The 20,199-nt window shown below is 59.6% G+C and carries 21 protein-coding genes and 1 pseudogene; 7 read left to right on the forward strand and 15 right to left on the reverse strand.

Features of this window, described 5'->3' with window-relative positions:
• The first annotated feature begins 44 nt into the window (after positions 1–44).
• Together AO065_RS26970 and AO065_RS02850 are read left to right on the forward strand one after the other, a co-directional pair.
• Positions 45–329, forward strand: a complete 285-nt coding sequence (locus tag AO065_RS26970; protein ID WP_134701584.1) for a hypothetical protein — start codon at positions 45–47, stop codon at positions 327–329.
• 231 nt (positions 330–560) lie between these two features.
• The gene (locus tag AO065_RS02850) at positions 561–1,511 is read left to right on the forward strand and encodes a DNA/RNA non-specific endonuclease (RefSeq protein ID WP_004886510.1); all 951 of its coding nucleotides are present in this window, start codon (positions 561–563) and stop codon (positions 1,509–1,511) included.
• A 25-nt stretch (positions 1,512–1,536) separates the two neighbouring features.
• Here AO065_RS02850 and AO065_RS02855 read toward each other — a convergent pair whose 3' ends face one another.
• From AO065_RS02855 to AO065_RS02875, 5 genes and pseudogenes are all read right to left on the reverse strand, one after another.
• Positions 1,537–2,457: a substrate-binding domain-containing protein gene (locus AO065_RS02855; protein WP_004886507.1), complete on the reverse strand. Its 921-nt coding sequence runs from the start codon at positions 2,455–2,457 to the stop codon at positions 1,537–1,539.
• A 17-nt stretch (positions 2,458–2,474) separates the two neighbouring features.
• Entirely contained in the window at positions 2,475–3,188 is a 714-nt protein-coding gene (locus AO065_RS27715) for a methyl-accepting chemotaxis protein (RefSeq protein WP_407072091.1), read from the reverse strand.
• 141 nt (positions 3,189–3,329) lie between these two features.
• Positions 3,330–4,460: pseudogene (locus tag AO065_RS27720) on the reverse strand (HAMP domain-containing protein); the annotation flags it as partial.
• Positions 4,461–4,660: 200 nt separating this feature from the next.
• The gene (locus AO065_RS02870) at positions 4,661–5,494 is read right to left on the reverse strand and encodes a DUF1206 domain-containing protein (protein ID WP_004886498.1); all 834 of its coding nucleotides are present in this window, start codon (positions 5,492–5,494) and stop codon (positions 4,661–4,663) included.
• A gap of 122 nt (positions 5,495–5,616) precedes the next feature.
• The gene (locus tag AO065_RS02875) at positions 5,617–6,708 is read right to left on the reverse strand and encodes an SMP-30/gluconolactonase/LRE family protein (RefSeq protein WP_004886495.1); all 1,092 of its coding nucleotides are present in this window, start codon (positions 6,706–6,708) and stop codon (positions 5,617–5,619) included.
• A 185-nt stretch (positions 6,709–6,893) separates the two neighbouring features.
• Between AO065_RS02875 and AO065_RS02880 the strand changes: the two genes are divergently transcribed.
• The 3 genes from AO065_RS02880 to AO065_RS02890 are packed head-to-tail and all read left to right on the forward strand — an operon-like array spanning position 6,894 to position 8,763.
• The gene (locus AO065_RS02880) at positions 6,894–7,265 is read left to right on the forward strand and encodes a hypothetical protein (protein ID WP_004886492.1); all 372 of its coding nucleotides are present in this window, start codon (positions 6,894–6,896) and stop codon (positions 7,263–7,265) included.
• A 3-nt stretch (positions 7,266–7,268) separates the two neighbouring features.
• Entirely contained in the window at positions 7,269–7,451 is a 183-nt protein-coding gene (locus AO065_RS02885) for a DUF1289 domain-containing protein (protein WP_004886489.1), read from the forward strand.
• Between the two features lie 49 nt (positions 7,452–7,500).
• Positions 7,501–8,763, forward strand: a complete 1,263-nt coding sequence (locus tag AO065_RS02890; RefSeq protein ID WP_063921058.1) for an MFS transporter — start codon at positions 7,501–7,503, stop codon at positions 8,761–8,763.
• On the opposite strand, the gene AO065_RS02895 is transcribed toward AO065_RS02890, so the two are convergent.
• Positions 8,750–9,496, reverse strand: a complete 747-nt coding sequence (locus tag AO065_RS02895) for a carbon-nitrogen hydrolase family protein (protein ID WP_004886483.1) — start codon at positions 9,494–9,496, stop codon at positions 8,750–8,752. The two genes, AO065_RS02890 and AO065_RS02895, sit on opposite strands and share 14 nt — an antisense overlap.
• A 348-nt stretch (positions 9,497–9,844) precedes the next feature.
• On the opposite strand from AO065_RS02895, the gene AO065_RS02900 reads away from it, so the two are divergent.
• Complete coding sequence (locus tag AO065_RS02900; RefSeq protein ID WP_004886481.1) at positions 9,845–11,146, forward strand: Nramp family divalent metal transporter; 1,302 nt, start codon at positions 9,845–9,847, stop codon at positions 11,144–11,146.
• A gap of 68 nt (positions 11,147–11,214) precedes the next feature.
• On the opposite strand, the gene AO065_RS02905 is transcribed toward AO065_RS02900, so the two are convergent.
• The 9 genes from AO065_RS02905 to AO065_RS02945 all read right to left on the reverse strand — a co-directional run bounded on the left by AO065_RS02905 (position 11,215) and on the right by AO065_RS02945 (position 18,829).
• The gene (locus tag AO065_RS02905) at positions 11,215–13,617 is read right to left on the reverse strand and encodes a TonB-dependent receptor plug domain-containing protein (protein WP_004886478.1); all 2,403 of its coding nucleotides are present in this window, start codon (positions 13,615–13,617) and stop codon (positions 11,215–11,217) included.
• Positions 13,618–13,897: 280 nt separating this feature from the next.
• Positions 13,898–14,299, reverse strand: a complete 402-nt coding sequence (locus AO065_RS02910; protein ID WP_004886475.1) for an ExbD/TolR family protein — start codon at positions 14,297–14,299, stop codon at positions 13,898–13,900.
• 1 nt (position 14,300) lies between these two features.
• Complete coding sequence (locus tag AO065_RS02915; RefSeq protein ID WP_004886470.1) at positions 14,301–15,023, reverse strand: MotA/TolQ/ExbB proton channel family protein; 723 nt, start codon at positions 15,021–15,023, stop codon at positions 14,301–14,303.
• Between the two features lie 83 nt (positions 15,024–15,106).
• Positions 15,107–15,943, reverse strand: a complete 837-nt coding sequence (locus AO065_RS02920; RefSeq protein ID WP_004886467.1) for an energy transducer TonB — start codon at positions 15,941–15,943, stop codon at positions 15,107–15,109.
• 310 nt (positions 15,944–16,253) lie between these two features.
• Complete coding sequence (locus AO065_RS02925; RefSeq protein ID WP_004886466.1) at positions 16,254–16,436, reverse strand: hypothetical protein; 183 nt, start codon at positions 16,434–16,436, stop codon at positions 16,254–16,256.
• An 89-nt stretch (positions 16,437–16,525) separates the two neighbouring features.
• Positions 16,526–17,020, reverse strand: coding sequence for a copper chaperone PCu(A)C (locus AO065_RS02930; protein WP_161987333.1), 495 nt, complete (start codon positions 17,018–17,020; stop codon positions 16,526–16,528).
• Positions 17,014–17,619: an SCO family protein gene (locus AO065_RS02935; protein ID WP_004886461.1), complete on the reverse strand. Its 606-nt coding sequence runs from the start codon at positions 17,617–17,619 to the stop codon at positions 17,014–17,016. The genes AO065_RS02930 and AO065_RS02935 overlap by 7 nt, the downstream gene beginning before the upstream one ends.
• A gap of 123 nt (positions 17,620–17,742) precedes the next feature.
• Positions 17,743–18,111, reverse strand: a complete 369-nt coding sequence (locus AO065_RS02940; RefSeq protein WP_004886459.1) for a hypothetical protein — start codon at positions 18,109–18,111, stop codon at positions 17,743–17,745.
• 163 nt (positions 18,112–18,274) lie between these two features.
• Complete coding sequence (locus AO065_RS02945) at positions 18,275–18,829, reverse strand: TetR/AcrR family transcriptional regulator (RefSeq protein WP_004886457.1); 555 nt, start codon at positions 18,827–18,829, stop codon at positions 18,275–18,277.
• A 180-nt stretch (positions 18,830–19,009) separates the two neighbouring features.
• On the opposite strand from AO065_RS02945, the gene AO065_RS02950 reads away from it, so the two are divergent.
• Entirely contained in the window at positions 19,010–20,170 is a 1,161-nt protein-coding gene (locus AO065_RS02950) for an efflux RND transporter periplasmic adaptor subunit (RefSeq protein WP_032652123.1), read from the forward strand.
• Positions 20,171–20,199: the final 29 nt, after the last annotated feature.

Raw genomic sequence — 20,199 nt, forward strand, 5'->3', positions numbered from 1 at the left:
CAGACCTCGCAGATGCACAAGAGCCAGCGCAGCGGCCAGACATCATGAAAGCCATCTCGGGATGGGCGTCATGGGGCGCAACTGCGCTGAAACGGATGGGCGAATCGAAAAACTACTGCGAGCGAATCCAGCCAATGCCTGCATATCGGGCATTGACGAACGGCGAAGGTGAAACGGAAAGGATCAATCCCTGGAGCATGACGGTGTGCCTCGATTGTTCTTATTGTGTTCCTGCCTGGAACGGCACAGGCGGATGTGCAGTAAAAATGTACCAGCCGGTTAATAACGTCAATGGGTTTTTGATTGTCGTAGGGCGGGCCGAATCCTGAATTCATTGATCAACATTGCCTAACAGCAGCCAAAAGCTACTATCTGCACCGAATAAATATTTTTTAAGAATCATTACCTCGCCTGGGCACGCACAATACTGGGCGATTATCGGATAAGGATTTGCAAGGATGAATGCGAGATAGAGTGTTCACACGACGTCTTCGACGCAGTGCTGTCATGCGTCTATGGTGAACTGGACGTAATCCACGCCCATCGCAGGAGCAAGCGCAGTGCCTGACAAGACTTTGAAAGCCGACCTGACCTATCGCCCTCGCCTCGCCGACCTCAGCCCGCTCAACCCACCTGCCGGGCTGCTGGCACCGCAAGCCGAGCCGCTGGTGGCGCCGCGCACCACGCCGGCCAGCGACCTGAAGTCGCGCAAAGGCTACGCGGAAGATTTCCTCGGCGACTTCGTTGTACCTTGGCCAGCACCGGACACTGAACTGGCCGCCGATGTCTACCCGCTGAAGAACGCCGGGGATCGCCTGGACTACATGCACTTTTCCATCACCATGTCGCGCAGTCGACGTCTAGCGCTCTACGTGGGCGTGAACATTGATGGCGACAGCAGCGTGGAGGTCAAGCGCAGCAACGATTCGTGGTCGTTCGACGGCAGGCTGCCTGCCGAGGCGCAGATTGGTGAAAGTCTGTATGCCAGCAACCTGCTGGACCGCGGGCATCTGGTGCGGCGACAGGATCCGAACTGGGGCAAGGATGCACAAACCGCCAATGCCGACACCTTCCATTTCACCAACTGTTCACCACAGATGAGCGCGTTCAACCAGAAGACCTGGCTTGAGCTGGAAGACTACATTCTGGATAACACTCGCCGCTGGAAATCGCGGGTCACAGTGTTCAGCGGGCCAATCCTGCGCGATGACGACCGCAGCTACCGCAACGTGAAAATCCCTTCGGCGTTCTGGAAGGTCGTGGCGTTTCTTGGCGACGATGGCAAGCCTTCTGCCAGCGCTTACATGATTGATCAGAGCCGCGAACTGGGCGAGTTGAGCATCGTGTTCGGCCAGCTCAGGACCTGGCAACGCAGCGTGGCGCAGATCGAACAGCTCACCGGTATCCATTTCGGCAAGCTGGCGGACTATGACGGCTTCTCCAACGAAGAGCGCCTGACCGGTACCCGCATCGAGGCGCAGATTCGTGGACCGCAGGACATTCGGCTGTAAAACAGCCGAACGCCCTGTCCGTGCATTACTCGAACTGCTGGCGGTTTTCCGGCGTGATCAGCTTGAACGGCACCCAGATCACCGGAGACGCCAGCGTTTCGCCCCGCGCCATGCTCAACGCCGCATCCACCGCACCGTTGGCCTGACCGACCGCGTCCTGAAACACACTCACGGCCAGCTTGCCTTCGGCCATCAGTTTCAGTCCGTCCGGCGTGCCGTCGATGCCGCCCACCAGATAGTCGCGGGCATTCTTGCCGGCCTTTTCGAGCCCCATGATCGCACCGATGGCCATTTCATCGTTGTTGGCAGCGATGATCGAGAAGTCCACGCCCTGCTTGACCCAGTCGATGACGATCGTCGCGGCCTGACTGCGCTCCCAGTTGCCGATTTTCTTTTGCACGACTTTCATGTTCGGGTATTTGGCGACCACTTTTTCCACGTCTTCGGTGCGCATGACCGACGACTTGTTACTCGTATCGCCCACCAGAATCACCACGTTGCCCTTGTAGTCGGCACGCCGTGCGAGTTCTTCCGCCTGCAGGGTGCCGGACTCCAACTCGTCCGAGCCGACGAACGCCGTCTGAGGCGGCCACTTGGCGGGTTCCGGATTGCGGTTGACGAACACCAGCGGAATTTTCGCCTCGTTGGCCAGACGCATCATCTCCGGCGCGCTTTTGCCGTTGACCATCGCGACAACAATCGCGTCGACTCTGGAGCTCACCAGGTTGCGGAACTGGCGCATCTGCAGCTCCACATTGTCCTGGCCGTTCTCCATGAAGATATCGGCGTCGAGCACCGCAACCTGCTTCTCCACACCGTGACGCAGGATGGTCTGAAAATTGTCGTTGTACTTGGCCATGCCGACGCCGACCAAAGGCGTAGTGGCGTGAGCCAGACTGGCGGCCAGCAGGCTGGCACCCAGGGAAATCGCTAACCATTGCTTCATGTTCTGACTCCCGGGCATCAAACGCTGAAATGATGGAGCAGCTCGCGCTGATCCCTGGCCATTTTCGACAAGTCCTGGCTGCTGCTGGCCGATTGCTCGGCACCGTCTGCAGCCTGCTGGGCAGAGTCGTTGATGTGCGTGACCATGCGGCTGGTTTCCTGCACCGTCGCGCTCTGCTCTTCGGTGGCGGCAGCAATCTGGATGTTCATGTCGCGAATGGTGCCCACCGCCTCGCTCATCTCCTGCAACAGCTCATCCGCGCCGGACGCCAGCGTCACGCAGTGATTGGACTGGATCTGGCTTTCGTTCATGACCTGCACCGCAGAATGAATCTTGCTCTGCATCTGGCCGATCATTTCCTGGATTTCGCTGGTGGACGTCTGGGTGCGGCTGGCAAGCGACCTGACTTCATCGGCCACCACCGCAAACCCCCGACCCTGCTCACCCGCCCGCGCAGCCTCGATGGCGGCGTTGAGCGCCAGCAGGTTGGTCTGTTCGGCGATGGTGCGAATCGCATCGACAATGCCGTCGATGTTCTGGCCGTACTTCTGCAACTCATCGGTCACCGCTGACGCCTTGTTGACCTGCTCGGCCTGCTGGCGAATGTTGACGATGGTTTCAGCCACGCGCTGCTGAACCTTTTCGGTCAGCTCACTGGTGCTGTCCACCGCGCTGCGGGTGTCCTGGGCACGCCGGGCGACTTCCTCGACTGTGCTTTCCATTTCGTTCATGGCCGAAGCAGCCGAGTGCAGACGATCCTTCTGCTCATCGACCACCCGCGTGGTCTGCTGGCTGATCTGCGCGTTGTTGCTGGCGGTCAACGCCAGGGTATCGGCGGAGCCGATCAGCTCGCGGAAGGTCTGTTGCAGGGACTGGGTGAACTCGTTCAGGTAGCCACCCAGCTCGCCGAACTCGTCCTTGCGGCTGACATCGAACCGCACGCGCATGTCGCCTGTGCTCAGGGTTTTCAGTACCTCGCGAAACGCCGCCAGCGGACGACGCAGGCTGAAGGCCACCCAGATCCCGATCACGACCGCTGCCAGCACCGCCAGAATGCAGGCGACCAGCAACAGACTCAGGCTGGTGGCGATCGTCGAGTCGGCGCCCTCCTTGGCCTCGTTGGCAACCGCCAGCGACTGGTTGCCAAATTCGCCGATCTTGTCCAGCGTCGCCTGAAGACGCGCTTCGGCCGCCTGACGCTGTTTGCCGACCTGATCAGCCAGCGCCGCTTCCTGACGATAGGCCTGATAGACGCCATCAGCGCCGGTCAGGTCATTGAGCAGACGGTTGACCATCACCCCGGCAATACGGCCTGCGCGAGGGTCGACTGCGGTCAGCTCACGGGCGCGGGTGCTGATCACTTCGTCCTGAAGATTGAGCAGGCGCTGCAAGGTTTGTATGTCGGGCGTCGCAGCGTGCGCGGCCAGACCTTCGTAGGACTTGCCCACTTCCAGCAGCAACTTCTCGGCTGCGGCGACGTTGTCGGCCGAGCCGGTCGTGCGCTCGCGGGCAATGTAGTCACGCAGGTAACTGGTCAACTGGACACTCTGGCTGCTGCTGTAGCCCTGCAGGACACGGGTCTGCAGCATCTGGATGACGTGTTGACGATGACTGGCGATCAGGGTCTGCGCCTGCTCGGCATAGGCCGCGCTGAGCTGCTTCTCCTGAGCGAGGTTGTCGCGCAGCCCGGCGCGGTCGCCAATGTAGGCTGGCGTGCTGTCGAGCAACTGATTGAAACGCGCCATGCTGTCGTTGAACGGCTGCTTGCCGTCATCGATCTGCTTGGGGTCATTGCTGACCAGCACGCCCAGCAGCGCCTGGTTGGCGCGTAGAACGTGAACATACAGCTCGCTCGCTGCACGGCTCAACGGTGCCGATTGACCCGTGATCACGGTCAGCCGGTCGCTTATCGAATGGGTGCTCTGATAACTGATACTCACCATGGCGAGCAACAGCACAACCAGCACGGCAAACCCACCAATCACTCGCTGAAGAATGGTCATGGCTGTCCTCTTTTGTTTTTATGGTGCACCGGATGCCTTGCGCGGGAACGCCGGGGACGTCGACACGCAAATGGGTCGGAGCTCAAAAGAGGGTGTCGGCTGGGGAATAGGCGACTTGAGGAAGGGTTCACACTATTTCATGTTGCTCAGGGAGCGCCCGATGTCGCCTCAGGCGCTGCCCTGATCTGCCCTGATAACGCTCAGCGAAAGTGTCGCGCAACCGCTTCAGGTGCATCGGGAACATCCATGTTGATGCGACGCCACGCCGCTTGGGCAAAGCTGTACACCGAAAAGGCAATCAGCCCGAGCGCCACGATCAGCAGCACCAGTCCGCCGGCTGGCAGGTCCTGCAGACCGTTGAGCGCATCTTTCATGCCCGGAGGATGCATTGCCTGATAGCTGGAACCGCTCACGGCAAGCAATACCGCGATCTCGATGAAGGCCACGCCCCTGGCAATCAGACCGAAGCGCGAGACAGGACGAACGTAGCGCATGACGTCTTCGTCGGCCTCGAAATACTTTTCGAACGACGCCTTGTAGCCCTTGATGATGTGCACGATGCCCAGTGCCAGCGGCACCAGCGCCACCACGTAAACGAGCAGATTGGAGTGATCCCAGGACAGGATCGATTGCAGCAGATCCTGCGTCTGGCCGCCACCCGAACCACCGGAGCTTTTCAGACCGCTGATCAACAGGCCTGCGGCGAAGAACGCCAGCGCGCCATAGGTGAAACCGCCGACCAAGAGACCACCACGAATCACCAGTCCCTTGAGTTCGCGCCCATGATGATCGACATCGCGGGTCGCTTGCAGCACACGCCAGGCGGCGAATGCGAGCAGGCCGACCACGACAATCCCGACCAGCACGTTACCGAACGGCTGACTCAACAAGGCTTCAAGGCTGCTATGGCTGTCTGCGGGTTGCGAGGAACCCTGCGCCGCCAGTACGGCGAACAGACCGATGATCAGATAGACAACACCACGAGCGGCGTAACCGCCTCGTGCAAGCATGACAAGGCTGCGTTGCGCAGACATAAGGACCTTCCCTGAAAAGAGTGATACACGAACAGACCCGTGACCACTCCAGGGGTTCGAAGCAATTTCGAAGCAATTGAGGTGCAGAGCGAAATGAATCGCTCTGCCACTTTAAGGCTGCCTCAGGCGAAGGTCGCGCCCCGAGCGTTCACAAACAGTGAATACAGCGAATGGCTGCTCGCCATGAACAACCGGTTGCCTTCCCGCCCGCCGAAACAGACGTTGGCGCAACGTTCCGGAAGCGTGATGTGACCGATGGCCTTGCCCTGCGGATTGAACACCCGCACTCCGTCGAGCTTTTCAAGATCGGCCTGGGGATTGCCATTACCACCCCAGCCGCACCACAGGTTCCCGTTCTCGTCGCACTTGATGCCGTCGATGGCGGCGTAATCCGCACCCTCGACGTGCTTGCGGCGCGCGCCGAGCGTGCCGTCATCGTTCACGGCAATGGCCCAGATGATGCCGTTCGGCTTGGCGCGACCTTCGACGACATAGAGGGTTTTCTCGTCCGGCGCAAAACACAGCCCGTTCGGCCCGGCCAGATCATCGATCACCCGGCTGACCTTGCCGTCGGCGGGATCGATGCGATACACACCGAAAGGCTGGGACTGAGGCACCTTGTGGCCTTCATAGTCGCTGTTGGCCTGGAACATCGGGTCAGTGAACCAGATCGAGCCGTCGCGCTTGCAGACGATGTCGTTCGGCGAATTGAAAGGCTTGCCTTCGAAACTGTCGGCCAGCACGGTGATGCGTCCGTTGTATTCGGTGCGTGTGACACGCCGCCCTTCGCGGGTGGTGAATGACCCTTCGCACACCAGCAGACGCCCTTGACGATCACGGCACATGCCGTTGGAAAAATTCGAGTGCTCGCGATACACCGAGAAACTCCCGGAAACCTCATCCCAGCGCATGATTCGGTTATTGGCAATGTCGCTGACCAGCAGGTAGCGACCATCGCCAATCCATACCGGACCTTCGGCCCAGCGCATGCCGGTCGCGAGCTTTTCGACGCTGGCATTGAAGATGCGCAGGTCCATGAAGCTGTCATCCAATATGCCGACCAAAGGATCGGGGTAGCGCTGGGTGAGTGGCTCGGCGAGAGAAAATCGCGGCAATGCGCCAATGGCTGCAACGGTCGCCGAGACCGCCAGCGACTTTTTCAGAAATCCCCTGCGGCCCTGATCGGTAGCGGTACCTGCTTGAGAAAAATCCATGGGTGCATCCTTATTTATTGTTAGAGGAGTGACATCGCGCCTTGTCGACGATGTCCAGGCAGTAGGACAGCGTTAAGATCGCTCAAGTGCGCTTTGCATTCGACAATGAACAGGCTGGGGCTTGAAACCACAATCAGGTATCTTGCTGCGCCTTTATTCATCTCATTTCTTTGAGGGCTTCAGCCATGCCGTCGAGCAAACGCGAACAGGCACAGACAGAGCGCAGTTTGATTGCAGCGCTGACGCAGTCCTGCGAAACGGCAAAATCGGAGATCCCGGGCTTCTGCTGGTTGACTCATGAAGTCGATTACGCAAACTTCCCGGCCAGTCTTCAGGTGATCTGGGCATTCGACACCGTGGCCGCGAAAGATCAGGCATTGAGCCATGGGCTGGATCAACGCATGATCCAGTTGACTGCCGAGGCGCTGGATGAACTTGATATCACGTTGAAGACGCTGGCTGGGCACGTACACTTCGACAGCGAAGAACAGTGCCTGCGCGAGAACGGCGGCAATTGGGAGCTGCGGCTTTCACGTAAGTACGCCAGACGAGGTTGACCCATGGCCAAGGACATCGAAAACCCCTGCATTTCTGTGTGCCAGCTCAGCGGTGATCTGTGCGTGAGTTGTGGGCGGACCAAGGATGACATTCGCAAATGGAAGCGCATGAAGCGTCCGGAGAAAATGGCAGCCGTGCAACGCGCCACTCAGCGCATGAAGAGCCTGCAGAAAAAGACTGTCTGACACCGCTTATTCATGAAACATGCTGAAACTTCTTTAAAACGGCTCAGGTCTGTATTCCTCGTGGCTCGGNCTGGACAGCCTGAACTTTTTCCTCGCCGACGTGCGCGATGGACTGGGTCCCTACCTCGCCATTTACCTGTTGGCGGTACACAAATGGGACCCGGCCAGCATCGGTGTGGTGATGACCATTGCCGGTATTGCCGGGCTCGTGACCCAGACACCCGCCGGAGCCCTGATCGACCGAACGAAGTACAAGCGCGCGATCATTGCTGCTGCCGCGTTGCTCGTAACCTTGAGCTGCCTTGTTTTGCCGTTCACCTCGTCATTCACGCTGGTGGCGCTGACCCAGGCGCTGAGCAGCGTCGCTGCGTCCGTTTTCGCGCCGGCCATCGCCGCTATTTCGCTGGGCATTACCGGACCGCGCGCCTTCACCCGACGCACCGGCCGCAATGAGACTTTTAACCACGCCGGTAATGCCTGCGCCGCGCTGCTGGCAGGTGGTTTCGCTTACCTGTTCGGTCCGGTGGCGGTGTTCTACCTGATGGCGGCCATGGCCGTGGCCAGCGTCGTTGCCGTCAGCTTCGTTTCCGCCGATGCGATCGACCATGATGTGGCCCGAGGCTTCGACGCCAGTCATAAGGTGCATGACGGTGCTCCTTCGGGCCTGAAGGCTTTGCTGAGCAACAAGCCGCTGCTGTTGTTCGGCATCTGCTGCGCCCTCTTCCACTTGGCCAACGCCGCGATGCTGCCGCTGGTGAGCCAGAAGCTTTCGCAGATCAACATGCAGATGGCCACGCCGCTGACTTCGGCCTGCATCGTTGCCGCGCAATTGGTCATGGTTCCTGCGGCTTTGCTGGTGGGCATGAAAGCAGACGTATGGGGCCGCAAACCCTTGTTGCTGGCAGGCTTTCTGATTCTGCCGATTCGCGGCGTGCTCTACACCTTGTCTGATGACCCGTACTGGCTGGTCGCGGTGCAGATGCTCGACGGTATCGGTGCGGGCCTGTTCGGCGCGCTGTTCCCCTTGATGGTCAAGGACCTGACCCAAGGCACCGGACGCTTCAACGTCAGCCTGGGCGCGCTGTCGACGATGTTTGGTCTCGGGGCTGCGCTGAGCAACAGCCTGGCAGGTTTCGTGGTGCACTCGGCGGGTTACAGTGCCGCGTTCCTGACCCTCGCCGGGGTGGCGGCGGCGGCGTTCTGCCTGCTGTGGTTCGCCGTGCCGGAAACCCTCGCTCAGGCTGAGCAAGGGTCTGGAAAGGGCCCGACCGATTCCGACCCTGACGCGATGACCTCTGTCACGCCAGCCTGATCACTTGCACCTGCCAGCCTTGCGGCTGGCAGGTCGCGATCCCCAGTCCATTTCCGGTGCCTTCCAGACCGCCGATCCAGACGCCCTCTTCATCCCACAAACCGCTGCGACCGGCCGATTCCCAACCGCCAGTAGGTCCGCCGTGGTTGGCCATCAGGACAGGCAGTCCATGGCGCCGGGCGTGCCCCTGCAGCAGCGCAGCATCCTTCTCGTAACCGCCGGGTGAGATCAGCACGCTCGCTGCGTACACCCACGCCTTGCCGTCAGCCATGCGCTGAACATGCTCGGGATGACTGAAATCGGCGCAGACGCACAGGCCTATCCGTTGTTGCCCCAATGGCAGAAAACAGTCTTTCGATCCGGCACTGAACACCGCGTCCTCGCCGGGGTGCAGGTATTGCTTGGCGTACGCAATGACCTCGCCCTCTGCGGTGAAGGTCAGCGCGCCGATGTGGACAGTGTTGTTGGGACCCTTCAAAGGGATGCCGACGGTGGTTGCCAGATTCAGTTGCATCGCCAGTGAGCGGATGGGCTCCAGACGGTCATCTTCAGGGGCGACCGCCAGTTCACGGGCGATGTCCGGCTCGTAGCCGGTCAGGGACAGTTCGGGGAACAGCAGGTACTCGGCACCCTGGTCTGCGGCGCAGCGCATGAAGGTCAGATGCCCCTCGAGATTGCGCGCAAGCTGGCCACGTTCAGAATGGAACTGCGCGGCGGCGAGGATCGGGGGCATGGCGGCTCTCTGTTGGTTGATCGTGCAGGTCGGGGTTCTGTCTGCGGCATTGTGCGCGAACTATAGACCGGACGCAGAGCGTCCTGAGAGGCATTACCACGCGGAGCGTGGTAACGATCAGAGTCTGTCAAACACTGATGATCGTGCCCATCGCTCCGCGTGGGCATGCCGCCCGTGACGCTCCGCGTCACATTTGTGCTGCGCTATGCATTTCAGATGGGACGCAGAACGCAGGAGCGACCTGCATTCACAACAAGTTACATTTGAATCCCCACGCATGTTGTACGACGTCTTATCTTATCTGCGACTGTCTTTCATCTCACTACAATAACAATGGAGATTCGACACATGCCTGGCACCCCTTCGATTGAAGAAAAGGCAACGTCTGTCGCAGAACCCCGCTTGAAAAAGCTCGCCAAGCTGTTGGGACCCGGCATCATCGCCGTATTGTCCTGGCTCGGCGCGGGCGATCTAATTACCTCTTCGGTTGCCGGTGCGAGTTACGGGTACGCGATGATGTGGGTGCTGGCGATTTCGCTGCTGCTAAGGTTTCTGATCGTCAACATCATTGCCCGCTTCCAGCTCTGCAATAACCAAGGCATGACCATCCTGCAGGGCTACGCGCAACTGCATCCGTTCTTCGCCTGGTTCATGCTCGCGTACGCGTTGTTGATGGGCCATTTGATCAACGCGTACATGATCAAGGGCGCTGGCGAAGCATTGGCGATGTTGCTGCACATCAACCAGCCGCTGCTCTGTTCGGTCGCGGTAGTGATTGCCGTGTGGTTGCTGGTGGGACGCAACATCTACGCGATGATCGAAGGCGTGATGAAAGTGCTGCTGGCGATCATGACGCTGGCCTTTCTGACCCTAGCGATCATGTCCGGTCCGGATGTCACCGGCATCATCAAAGGCACTATCGGTTTCAGCATTCCGCCCGATGAAGGCGTGCATGGCGCGCTGCTGGTCGCGGTGTCGGTCATCGGTGCAGTCGCCGGTTCCATTGCCAACTTCGTTCACCCTTATGTGATGCGTGAAAAGGGCTGGATCGGTCCGCAACACAAACGCATTCAGCGCAACGATCTATTGTTCGCAGTCATCGTCGGCATCGTCATCAACCTGGCGATCTGGGTGGTGGGCGTCGAGATTCTGCGTCCCAACGGCATTCAGGTAAACACGCTGGGCGATCTGGGCAAGGCGCTGGAACTGTTCTTCGGTCCGCTGGGCTGGTACATCTTCTTCATCGGCGTGTTCGCCACGCTGTTCGCCAGTATTTCCGGCAAGACCACCGCGTTCCCGATGCTCATCACCGACGCGTTCCAGCACATCCGTCCCGAACGCCGCACACGCTACGGCAAAGAGTTTCACCGTGATCCGATGCACAAGTGGTTCATGCTGTTCATTCTGGTGACCCCACTGATCTGGTCGCTGCCAGGCATGCCGGATTTCGTGACCCTGACCCTGGGCGTCAACGCGCTGAACATTGTCGGCCTGCCGATCATCTCGCTGGGCCTGCTGATCATGTCCAACCAGAAATCCCTGCTGGCCAAGGAATACCGCAACAACCTGTTCGAGAACATTGCGCTGACCTTCGCCACGGGTCTGGCGTTGTGGGTAGCGTTCCAGCTGGGAACCGAGCTGCTGGCGTAATCTGATCATGATCAGGCGCGGTGAGCTGCCCGGCTCACTGCGCCTGAATCTGCGTTGCGTTCCTTCCGTTACCAGTTGTACGCCACCTTCCCGTAATAGAACGCCCCGCTGTAGCCATAAGGCGAATAGGTGCTGTACGCCAGGTTGCCGCCACTCGACGCAAAGTCGTTGAGCTTTTCAGGGTATTTGTCTGTCACGTTATCCCCTCCCAGGGTGAACACCCAATTCTTGTGCGTGTAATCCACGGCGAGATCCAGAAGCCAGGCTGCACTGAAGGTCTGATCGTTGACCTTGTCTGCCTGATAGCTGGTGAATTCCCCGTAACGGACCAGATTGGAGTGCAGCGCCCACGGCCCGAACGTGAAGTCGTTACCCAGACTGAGCTTGTGCTGCGGCGTGGTATCGCCCAGCAGACCGATACGTTCGCGACGATCAACCCGCACCAGGTTCACGCCCAGTTGATCGAGTATCGCCGGATTGGCTTTTACATCGGTGACTTTGGTGTGGTTGTAGTTGTAGCCGACCGTGCTGTTCCAGCGCACGCCGTTATCGAACTGATAGCGATAGTTAGCCACAAGATCGATGCCGTCGGTGCTGGTGTCGGTGGCGTTGGTGAAGTAGCGGGCACTGGTGTAATTGATGTCGCCCACGCCATTGTTGCGCAGGTAGTTGATCGCGGTGTTGTTGAGCACAAGATTGGACGACAGCGAGATCCGGTCGCGAATGTCGATGCGGTACACGTCGGCCGTAACGGTCAGGTTGTCCAGCGGCTCCAGCACCAGCCCCAGGCTGTAGTTGCGGGACTTCTCTGCCTTCAAGTCCTCGGCGCCGAGCAGTTGCGCAACGTTGCTGCCGGCCGGAAACGTACCGGCTTCCTGAATGGTGTTGCCGATCAGTTGCGACGAGGTGAAGGTGAAATTCTGCTGGGCCAGTGACGGCGCGCGGAAACCGGTCGAAACGCTGCCACGCAGAGCAACTTGCGGAGTGAAGTCATAGCGCGCCGACAGCGAACCGCTGATGTTGGAGCCGAAGTCGCTGTAATCCTCGTGGCGCACTGCCGCCGACACGCCGAGCTTCTCGGTCAGGTTGGTTTCCACATCCAGATACTGCGCGAAATTGTGGCGTGAGGAACTGCCCGCATCGGCCGCCCGGAATCCACCCAGCCCGGAACTGCCGGTCTGAAAATAAGACTCGGCCTGCCCTGCTTCGATTTGATAACCCTGCCGCAGATACTCGGCGCCGAATGCTAACGACACCGGATAAGGCAGCCAGGCCGCGTTGAATTCCCGCGACAGGTCCAGGCTCAGTTGTTTCTGATCGTGGGTCAGCGTGCCGTTGTCGAACGAGCGCGGCGTAGCCAGACCCAGCGACGTATTGATGGTCCGGGTACGAATCCCATAGCTGTTCTTGCCGTAGTTTGCGGACAGATCGTAGTGCCAGTCGTTTGCCAGTTCACCACGCAAACCTGCGACCAGCGACGTGTCTTCCAGCGTGCCGTGAATCAGAGGCAGGTAACCATTGGGAAAAATGGCGGGGTTGTTGTTGGACGCATTGCTGGGACGGTAGAACGCGGCGGTTTCGCCCCGCCGCTTGCTGTAGCCGCCGAAGCTGTAGAACTCCAACACGTCATTGAAACTGTATTCGGTGTTGAACTGGACCTTGCCCTCTTCGGTTTCCGGTTCGCCCTGACGAAACACACGTTGGCCGTAGGTCGTCGATCCGATGCTGGACGCCCGCAGGTCATCGCCAGCCCGGTTGGTGTAATCGTTATTGGCACCTTCGCCGGACAGATTGAAAAACCCATTGCTGCCCAGAGCAAAACCGGTGTTGCCTGCGACCTGGCGCTGAATGCCGTCACCTTTCTTGTACTGACCGTAGCGTGTCGAGACCGAGCCGCCGTGATCGGCATTCTTGAGGATGATGTTGATCACCCCGGCAATGGCATCCGAGCCATAACGGGCCGACGCTCCGTCACGCAGCACTTCGATGTGATCGATGGCTGACAGCGCAATGGCGTTCAGGTCCGCAGGCGCCGAGCCTCGCCCCACCGCGCCACCCAAATTGACGAAGGCCGATGTGTGACGACGCTTGCCGTTGACCAGCACCAGTACCTGATCAGGCGAAAGACCGCGCAACTGGGCCGGCCGGGCCAGCTCGGCACCGTCCACCAGACTGGGCCGTGGAAAATTGATAGAAGGAATCAGGCGTGCCAGCACCGTGCCTAGTTCGCTTGAACCGGAACTGCGCAGGCTGTCGCCGGAAATCACGTCGATAGGCGACAGTGATCCACTGGCGGTACGTTCCTGTGCTCGTGTACCGGTGACAATGACGGTGCCCAGGGTCGAGGTTTGCGCCTGGGCGTTGTCCTCAACAGTTTCTTCAGCCTTCGTGACCGGGCTAACACCTGCAGCGCTCAGCAGATTTGCCGAGAAAATCGCCGTGGCCAGTACTTTTCGTTTGAAACTCCCCATACCGCAGCCCCTTGAATTCCCTTATCCAGAACATCGTGTTCTGGTGACAACGAGCGATCCGTGCGGTGGACGGTGGCGATCATGACGGTTTTATTTGATGTTCCGGTGGACCGATGGGTTATAGCTTAACGCTACTAAAGATCAGGCTTTAAATACCAATAACGCATAAGCTGCTGCCTTTTCGTCAAGCCGAAATACGCCTCTGGTGAGGCATAAAAAAGAGGCCGCATCTGCCTGAGAATGCGGCCCCAAAAAGTGAATATTCTGAGCCTGAGAGCGGCTATCTGGCAGTAATCACCGACAGTTTGGTAATCCCGGCACGCTCGATAGAGGCCATGGCACGCGCCACCTCGCCGTAGCTCACACCGTCATCGGCCTGCAGTTGCACGCGCACATCCGGCGCTTTTTCCCTGGCGGCCTTGAGGTTGGTTTCCAGCAGGTCCGGCTGGATTTCATCCTTGTTGATGAACAGCTTGCCCTGCCCGTCGATGCTCACCACCAACGGGTCTTTTTGCTCCACCGGAGCAACGGATTCGGTCTTGGGCAGGTTGATCGGAATCGAGTTGGTGAGCAGCGGAGCGGTGACGATGAACACCACCAGCAGTACCAGCATCACGTCTACCAACGGAGTGACGTTGATCTCGCTCAGCACTTCATCGCTGTCCTGAGTGGAAAAGGCCATGTCAGGAAGCCTCCTTCACTTTTTGCGCAGTGCCGTTTGCACCTGACTTGAGCACCGGATGCAGCAGCACCCGGAAGGCGCTTTTCTGCGCCAGGCTGTAGAAGTCGTGGGCAAAGTCATCAAGATCGGCAACCGTCAGCTTCAGACGGCGCAGGTAGTAGTTGTAAACGAGCACCGCAGGCACGGCGACCGCAATGCCGACGCCGGTTGCCACCAGCGCAGCACCGATGGGTCCCGCCACGGTTTCAAGGCTTGCGGAGCCCGCAGCACTGATCCCCTTGAGCGCCGACATGATGCCCCAGACCGTACCGAAGAGGCCGATGAAGGGCGACGTGCTGCCGATACTGGCGACAATCGCCAGACCGTTTTCCAGCGATCGACGCTCGCGCACGATCTGCTGACGCAACGAGCGTTCCAGTCGGTCCTGATGATTGATGGACTGGCTCAGGTCGTGGGGCTGCGCGGTCTCGTTGATCTGGATGGCGGCGTAACCGGCCAGCGCAACGCGGGCGGCAGCGCCCGGCTTCTCGTGAGCCAATTGAGCGGCGGAATCCAGGCTCGACGCGGCCCAGAACTGCTTGTGAAACGTGCGATCCTGAGTCTTGAGGCGTGAGAACTGCACGCCTTTGAGCAGGGCCAGACCCCAGGTAGCGACCGAAAAGATCACCAGCAGCCAGATGACCGCGTGCTCAATGGATTCAAACGGCGAAGCAAGTAGGTTCATGGCGCAGCTCTCTCTGAACAAGGCATGGAGTGTCGCGATGCGCCTTTTGTCAGGTAGCCCGCAGGTCAATCGAGTACGTGGATTTAGTTGATCTTGAAATCGATGGGCACGCTGACCCAGCCATCCTGGGCGACATCACCCTGCTTGGCCGGAACGAAGCTCCAGCGTTTCACGGCAGCCAGTGCGGCGTCGTCGAGCGACTCGCGACCGCTGCTCTTCTGAATCTGAATCTCGCCGGGTTTGCCGCTGGCCAGCACATGCACGCGCAACATCACGGTCCCTTCCCACCCGCGACGCATGGCCAGCGAGGGGTATTCCGGTGCCGGATTGCGTAGATAACCGGCACTGGCTGAAGCTGGCGTGACGGGTTTTGGCGCGGGCGGCGCTGGAGGTGCAGGTGCTGCGACTGGCGGCGCTGGCACAGGTGGCGCAGGTGGCGCAGGTGGCGCAGGCGTCGGTTCAACGGGTTTCGCGACCGGCTTCACGACCGGTTTGGGCGGTGGCGGCTTTGGCTTGGGTATCGGTTTGGGCGGTGGCGGCTTGACGGCCAGCTCATCCTCGACCGGAGGCGGCGGCTCGGCTACAGGCTGTACGACAGGCGCAGGGGGCGGCGGCGGTGCCTCCACCGGAGGCGCAGGTCTTGAAAACTCGATGGTCATCGGCGGAATTTCCGGCGGCACCACCGGCAACACGGGCGTCGGCTTTTGACTCAGCCAGTAGATCACCGCGCCGTGCAACACGAGCGCAAACACGCCCAGCAGGATGGCTTCCCGACGTCCGAGAATAGGTTTGGGATTGCTGTGCAGTCGCGATGAAGACAAGGGCTCACGAAAGGGACGCCCCAGATCGACCAGGTCGCCATTCGGCGTCTGGCGCCATGGCACATCAAGTGCGCTGGCGGCGGTCTGGACATTGCCCATTGATACGCTCCTGTATTTTTTAATAAAAAATCCAGGTTCTGTTGGTATCAGTCACCTTTCCAAAGTTGATGTGGCAAGGCAATCATGGCTTAAAGGTACTTGTTCCTGAAAAGAATATTTGGTTCGCTGGTTATTCTTTTAAGAGATATAAACTGGTTAGGAGGAATCGATACAAAGACCGTGGGAGGCGGCTTGCCGGCGATGGCGTCAAGTCAGTCAATGCTGGGCTGCATGAAAAAACGCATCGCCGGCAAGCCGCCTCCCACAGTTGGCGTTCGCTCAGAAGCTTGCAGAACGAGGGCTTTCCACATCAAGCCGGACGCGACCTGCCCCAGTCACGAACCGGCAGGGAAGCTGCGTAGGCCATGGCTTCCTGTCGGGTGTTGAATGAGGCAAGTCGGTCTTTAGGGGTACACACGGTCCAGGGACCGCGGTTGACGCTGATCAGTTGATAGCCGTTGATCTGGGTTTTGGAAAGCATGGGAGCACTCATATTCACCTCCAGTAGCAAGAGAAATATCGTGATGCCCCGCCTACCTTACTCCTGAGCGACCCGTCTGTGCGGGCCGCTCGGCCGACAGATCAATGCCCGCTGTGATCGCCATGACCGCTGTGTGCGTCAGCGGTCAAGGACCTGGCCACCGCTGTCACTTTGATCGACTCCTTCACACCCTTGGCGTTTTCCACGGTCAGGGTCAACGGCACCTGATCGCCCTCTTTGACCTGCGCCAGCAGCCCCATGAACATCACGTGATAACCGTCGGCATCGAGCGCCACGGTCTTGCCCGCCGGCAGGTCCACGGAGGCAACCTGCCCCATGTTCATCACATCGTTTTTCATGCTCATCTGATGGATCTGAACAGTCTTGGCAACGGGCGAAGCGACATCCACCAGTTTGCTGTCCTCGCTTGCGGTGATCTGCATGAACGCACCGGTTGCAGGCTGACCCGGCACGGTGGCGCGTACCCAGGCATCATCAACCCGTGTCTCGGCAAACGCATGAGCACTCAGCCCCAGCAGCGAGACAGCCAGCAGCATCGGTTTTACGGCGTTACGAATCAGCGTATTCATCAACATACTTCCATCAAAGTGAGCAGATCTTCGGCGCATTGCTGGGCAGACAACTTGTGCGACAGGCCCAGACGCAGGACACCACGGGTGTCATAGACATAGCTGGTGGCGGTGTGAGAAATCGTATAGGTATCGCCAAGCGGGACCTTTTCGAAGAACACACCGAACTCTTTCGCCGTGGCAGCGGTTTCTTCAAGTGTTCCGGACAGGGCGACGAAGGTCGGATCGAACGCTTTCACGTAGGCATCGATCACTTCGGGCGTGTCGCGCTCCGGGTCAAGGGTGATGAACACCACCTGAAAGGTCTTGCCGTCCTCGCCCATCAGCTTTCTGATCTGCGCAGCGCGGGCAAGCGCTGTGGGGCAGATGGCTGGACACTGGGTGAAACCGAAGAAGACCATCGGCATCAGGCCACGAAAGCTCGACAGCGTCTTGACCTCGCCCTTCGGGTCCTTGAGCCGGAAGTTGCGACCGACGATTTCATTGCTCATGTCCTTGCCGTGCTTGAACGGCAAGGCATTGGAATTGCCGCAACCGGCCAGCAGGCCAAGGCTGAGCAGCGAGAGGCCGGAGACGACCTCGCGGCGGGTGAAATTCTGCGTCATGTATTACGTCCCTTGAAGGATAAGGCGCGACCACCGGTATTGAAGCCAGCTGTCGTTCCCGTAAACCGGCAGGCTCAACAGCGTTGATGCCTGACCACAAACGATGAGCATAGGCGTACAGGCTCAAGGCGCTTGCGGCAGGCAACCTGGGGACGCCTGGCGAGGGGCTTGATGTAGCAGGCCTTGAGGCAGACGCAGCCTGACATTCAGGGTACGCGCCAGCCATCCCAGGCCAATGAAGAACAGCAGCGCAAGGGTCAGCTTGCCGGCAAAGGCGCAATCGAACGTGGCCAGTTGCATGACCAAGGCATGGCTGCCCTTGTCCATCGAAGGCAAAGAAGCGCCGACATCACCGCAGATATCGTCCGCTGAAACCGACGAAATGGCCGACAACATCTGCCCATGACCGAAACCGCACGCAACGCCATTGAACAGGACGAAGCCGTACAGCATCCAGGCGATGAGCGAGCGGTGGGTTCGGACGAAATTCATGGCGGCGAATTTAACACTCAAGGGTGCTGGCGAACACCGCGAATGCTGTTACAAAAAACGTGCTGGAGCGCGAGCCGTGCTGCTGCGGGCTGCAGTGCGGGTGCGACAAAACGGCACAGGCACGCTTACCACTGCTCCATCCTGGAGTCGCTCCCACAATCCATCAGCCGACGCGGGCACCGTGCATGAACAGTTGAATCAACATTGCCCCCATCCCGGCGCGCGCCACCCGCCCGCGCCGTTCGGCATCGACCAGACCGAACAACAACGAAGCGAAGGTTTCAGTAAGCACCGCAGCGCTCATATCGATTCTGAACAGCCCTTCCCGCTGGCCACGTAGAAAGAAGGCATCCAGCGCATCGGAATACGGCAACCAGCGACGTCCGCCACAGCTTTCGTCCATGGTGTCCGGACGCCATTGAAAGACCAGAAACACCAGCATTTCACGATGAATGATGTGGTTATCGACCAGACGTTGCAGCGCTTCGACAGGAGGCGCGAGCTCAAGGTCAGCCTCGGCGATCATCTGATTCATCAGGTCCGAGGCATGATTGAGCAGCATTTCAATCAGGTTGGCGCGGGTGCCGCAGAACCGGTTGAGCGTTGCCTTGCTCACACCGGCCGCCTGGGCAATGTCCTTGAGCGTGCCGGCAGGATGGTCTACCAGCGCAACGGCAAGGGCTTTCAAAAGCTTTTCATCAGCAGCGGTCAAGTCCATTGGTTGCTTTTTTACCTCTTCGGGTGGAATGCGGCGCGCATTGTGCAGAAGACAGCCTGTTTTCACAAAAGCCATTAACATTTGGTCACGAAAGTATCATGTGAGTCAATATTGACTCATCTGATTCCAGCGTAGATCATTCGCGGCTTTAGCGTCTGATGGGCCATGCCCGGGTGAGATATGAGTACATTGCGCGACTGGCGTAGGTTGTCGATGGTTACGCTGCTGTCTGCGGCGGTTCTCGCCGGTTGCGAGCAGAAGCCCCAGCAGGACCAGAGCGCCGCAACTGCTCCGCGACAGGTCGAGTCGGTGGCGGTGAAAACCGAATCCCTAACGGTCATCAACGAACTGCCCGGACGCGTCGAACCGGTCCGCGTCGCTCAGGTACGCGCCCGTGTTGCCGGCATCGTGCTGACCCGCAACTTCGAGGAAGGCGCCGATGTAAAGGCCGGCGCCGTACTGTTCCAGATCGACCCGGCGCCATTCAAGGCCGCCCTGTCGAAGGCGCAAGGCGACCTGGCCCGAACCGAAGCCACGCTGTTCGAAGCCCGGGCCACGGTCAAACGCTATGAATCGCTGGTGGAAATCGAAGCGGTCAGCCGCCAGACCTACGACACCGCCCGCGCCACGCTGCAGAACGCTGTCGCCGCCAAACGTTCGGCTCAGGCTGACGTGGAAACAGCACAGCTGAACCTGGGTTTTGCGACGGTCAGGGCACCGATTTCGGGCCGCATCGGCCGGGCTCTGGTGACCGAGGGTGCATTGGTGGGCCAGGCGGAAACCACCTTGATGGCGACCATCCAGCAACTGGAACCGGTGTTTGTCGACTTCACCCAGCCCGTCGCCGATGCACTGCACATGCGCGCCGCCATTCAGGAAGGTCGCCTGCCCAAGGGCGGTGAAGATGCATTGTCCCTGAGCATCGACGGTACCGATTACACCAGCACCGGCACGCTGCTGTTTACCGACGTCGAAGTGGATCGCACCACCGGGCAAGTGCTGTTGCGCGCACGCTTCGCCAACCCTCAAGGCGTGCTGCTTCCCGGTATGTATGTGCGGGTACGCACGCCACAAAGCGTCAATGCCAACGCTATTCTCGTGCCGCAGCGCGCTGTACAGCGTTCCGGCGACGGCACGGCTCGCGTGCTGGTGATCGGCCAGGACGGCGCGGTCGAGGCCCGCCCCGTCAAGACAGGCGCAATGCAGGACTCGCGCTGGCAGATCACCGAAGGCCTGAAGGCCGATGAGCAGGTCATTGTCGGCAACATGACCGGCATCAACCCGGGTGACAAGGTCGTCCCCAAATCGCAACCCGCCCAACAGCAGGCCAAGGCTCAGTAAAGCCGCCTTCAGCGCGATCGAGGATCACC

The sequence above is a fragment of the Pseudomonas viridiflava genome (assembly GCF_001642795.1).
Taxonomy (GTDB): Bacteria; Pseudomonadota; Gammaproteobacteria; order Pseudomonadales; family Pseudomonadaceae; genus Aquipseudomonas; species Aquipseudomonas viridiflava.

Coding starts and splice junctions, on each gene's coding strand:
- AO065_RS26970 (WP_134701584.1), top strand. CDS start 45: ATGAAAGCCATCTCGGGATGGGCGTCATGGGGCGCAACTGCGCTGAAA.
- AO065_RS02855 (WP_004886507.1), bottom strand. CDS start 2,457: ATGAAGCAATGGTTAGCGATTTCCCTGGGTGCCAGCCTGCTGGCCGCC.
- AO065_RS27715 (WP_407072091.1), bottom strand. CDS start 3,188: ATGAACGAAATGGAAAGCACAGTCGAGGAAGTCGCCCGGCGTGCCCAG.
- AO065_RS02870 (WP_004886498.1), bottom strand. CDS start 5,494: ATGTCTGCGCAACGCAGCCTTGTCATGCTTGCACGAGGCGGTTACGCC.
- AO065_RS02875 (WP_004886495.1), bottom strand. CDS start 6,708: ATGGATTTTTCTCAAGCAGGTACCGCTACCGATCAGGGCCGCAGGGGA.
- AO065_RS02880 (WP_004886492.1), top strand. CDS start 6,894: ATGCCGTCGAGCAAACGCGAACAGGCACAGACAGAGCGCAGTTTGATT.
- AO065_RS02885 (WP_004886489.1), top strand. CDS start 7,269: ATGGCCAAGGACATCGAAAACCCCTGCATTTCTGTGTGCCAGCTCAGC.
- AO065_RS02895 (WP_004886483.1), bottom strand. CDS start 9,496: ATGCCCCCGATCCTCGCCGCCGCGCAGTTCCATTCTGAACGTGGCCAG.
- AO065_RS02900 (WP_004886481.1), top strand. CDS start 9,845: ATGCCTGGCACCCCTTCGATTGAAGAAAAGGCAACGTCTGTCGCAGAA.
- AO065_RS02905 (WP_004886478.1), bottom strand. CDS start 13,617: ATGGGGAGTTTCAAACGAAAAGTACTGGCCACGGCGATTTTCTCGGCA.
- AO065_RS02910 (WP_004886475.1), bottom strand. CDS start 14,299: ATGGCCTTTTCCACTCAGGACAGCGATGAAGTGCTGAGCGAGATCAAC.
- AO065_RS02915 (WP_004886470.1), bottom strand. CDS start 15,023: ATGAACCTACTTGCTTCGCCGTTTGAATCCATTGAGCACGCGGTCATC.
- AO065_RS02920 (WP_004886467.1), bottom strand. CDS start 15,943: ATGGGCAATGTCCAGACCGCCGCCAGCGCACTTGATGTGCCATGGCGC.
- AO065_RS02925 (WP_004886466.1), bottom strand. CDS start 16,436: ATGAGTGCTCCCATGCTTTCCAAAACCCAGATCAACGGCTATCAACTG.
- AO065_RS02930 (WP_161987333.1), bottom strand. CDS start 17,020: ATGTTGATGAATACGCTGATTCGTAACGCCGTAAAACCGATGCTGCTG.
- AO065_RS02935 (WP_004886461.1), bottom strand. CDS start 17,619: ATGACGCAGAATTTCACCCGCCGCGAGGTCGTCTCCGGCCTCTCGCTG.
- AO065_RS02940 (WP_004886459.1), bottom strand. CDS start 18,111: ATGAATTTCGTCCGAACCCACCGCTCGCTCATCGCCTGGATGCTGTAC.
- AO065_RS02945 (WP_004886457.1), bottom strand. CDS start 18,829: ATGGACTTGACCGCTGCTGATGAAAAGCTTTTGAAAGCCCTTGCCGTT.
- AO065_RS02950 (WP_032652123.1), top strand. CDS start 19,010: ATGAGTACATTGCGCGACTGGCGTAGGTTGTCGATGGTTACGCTGCTG.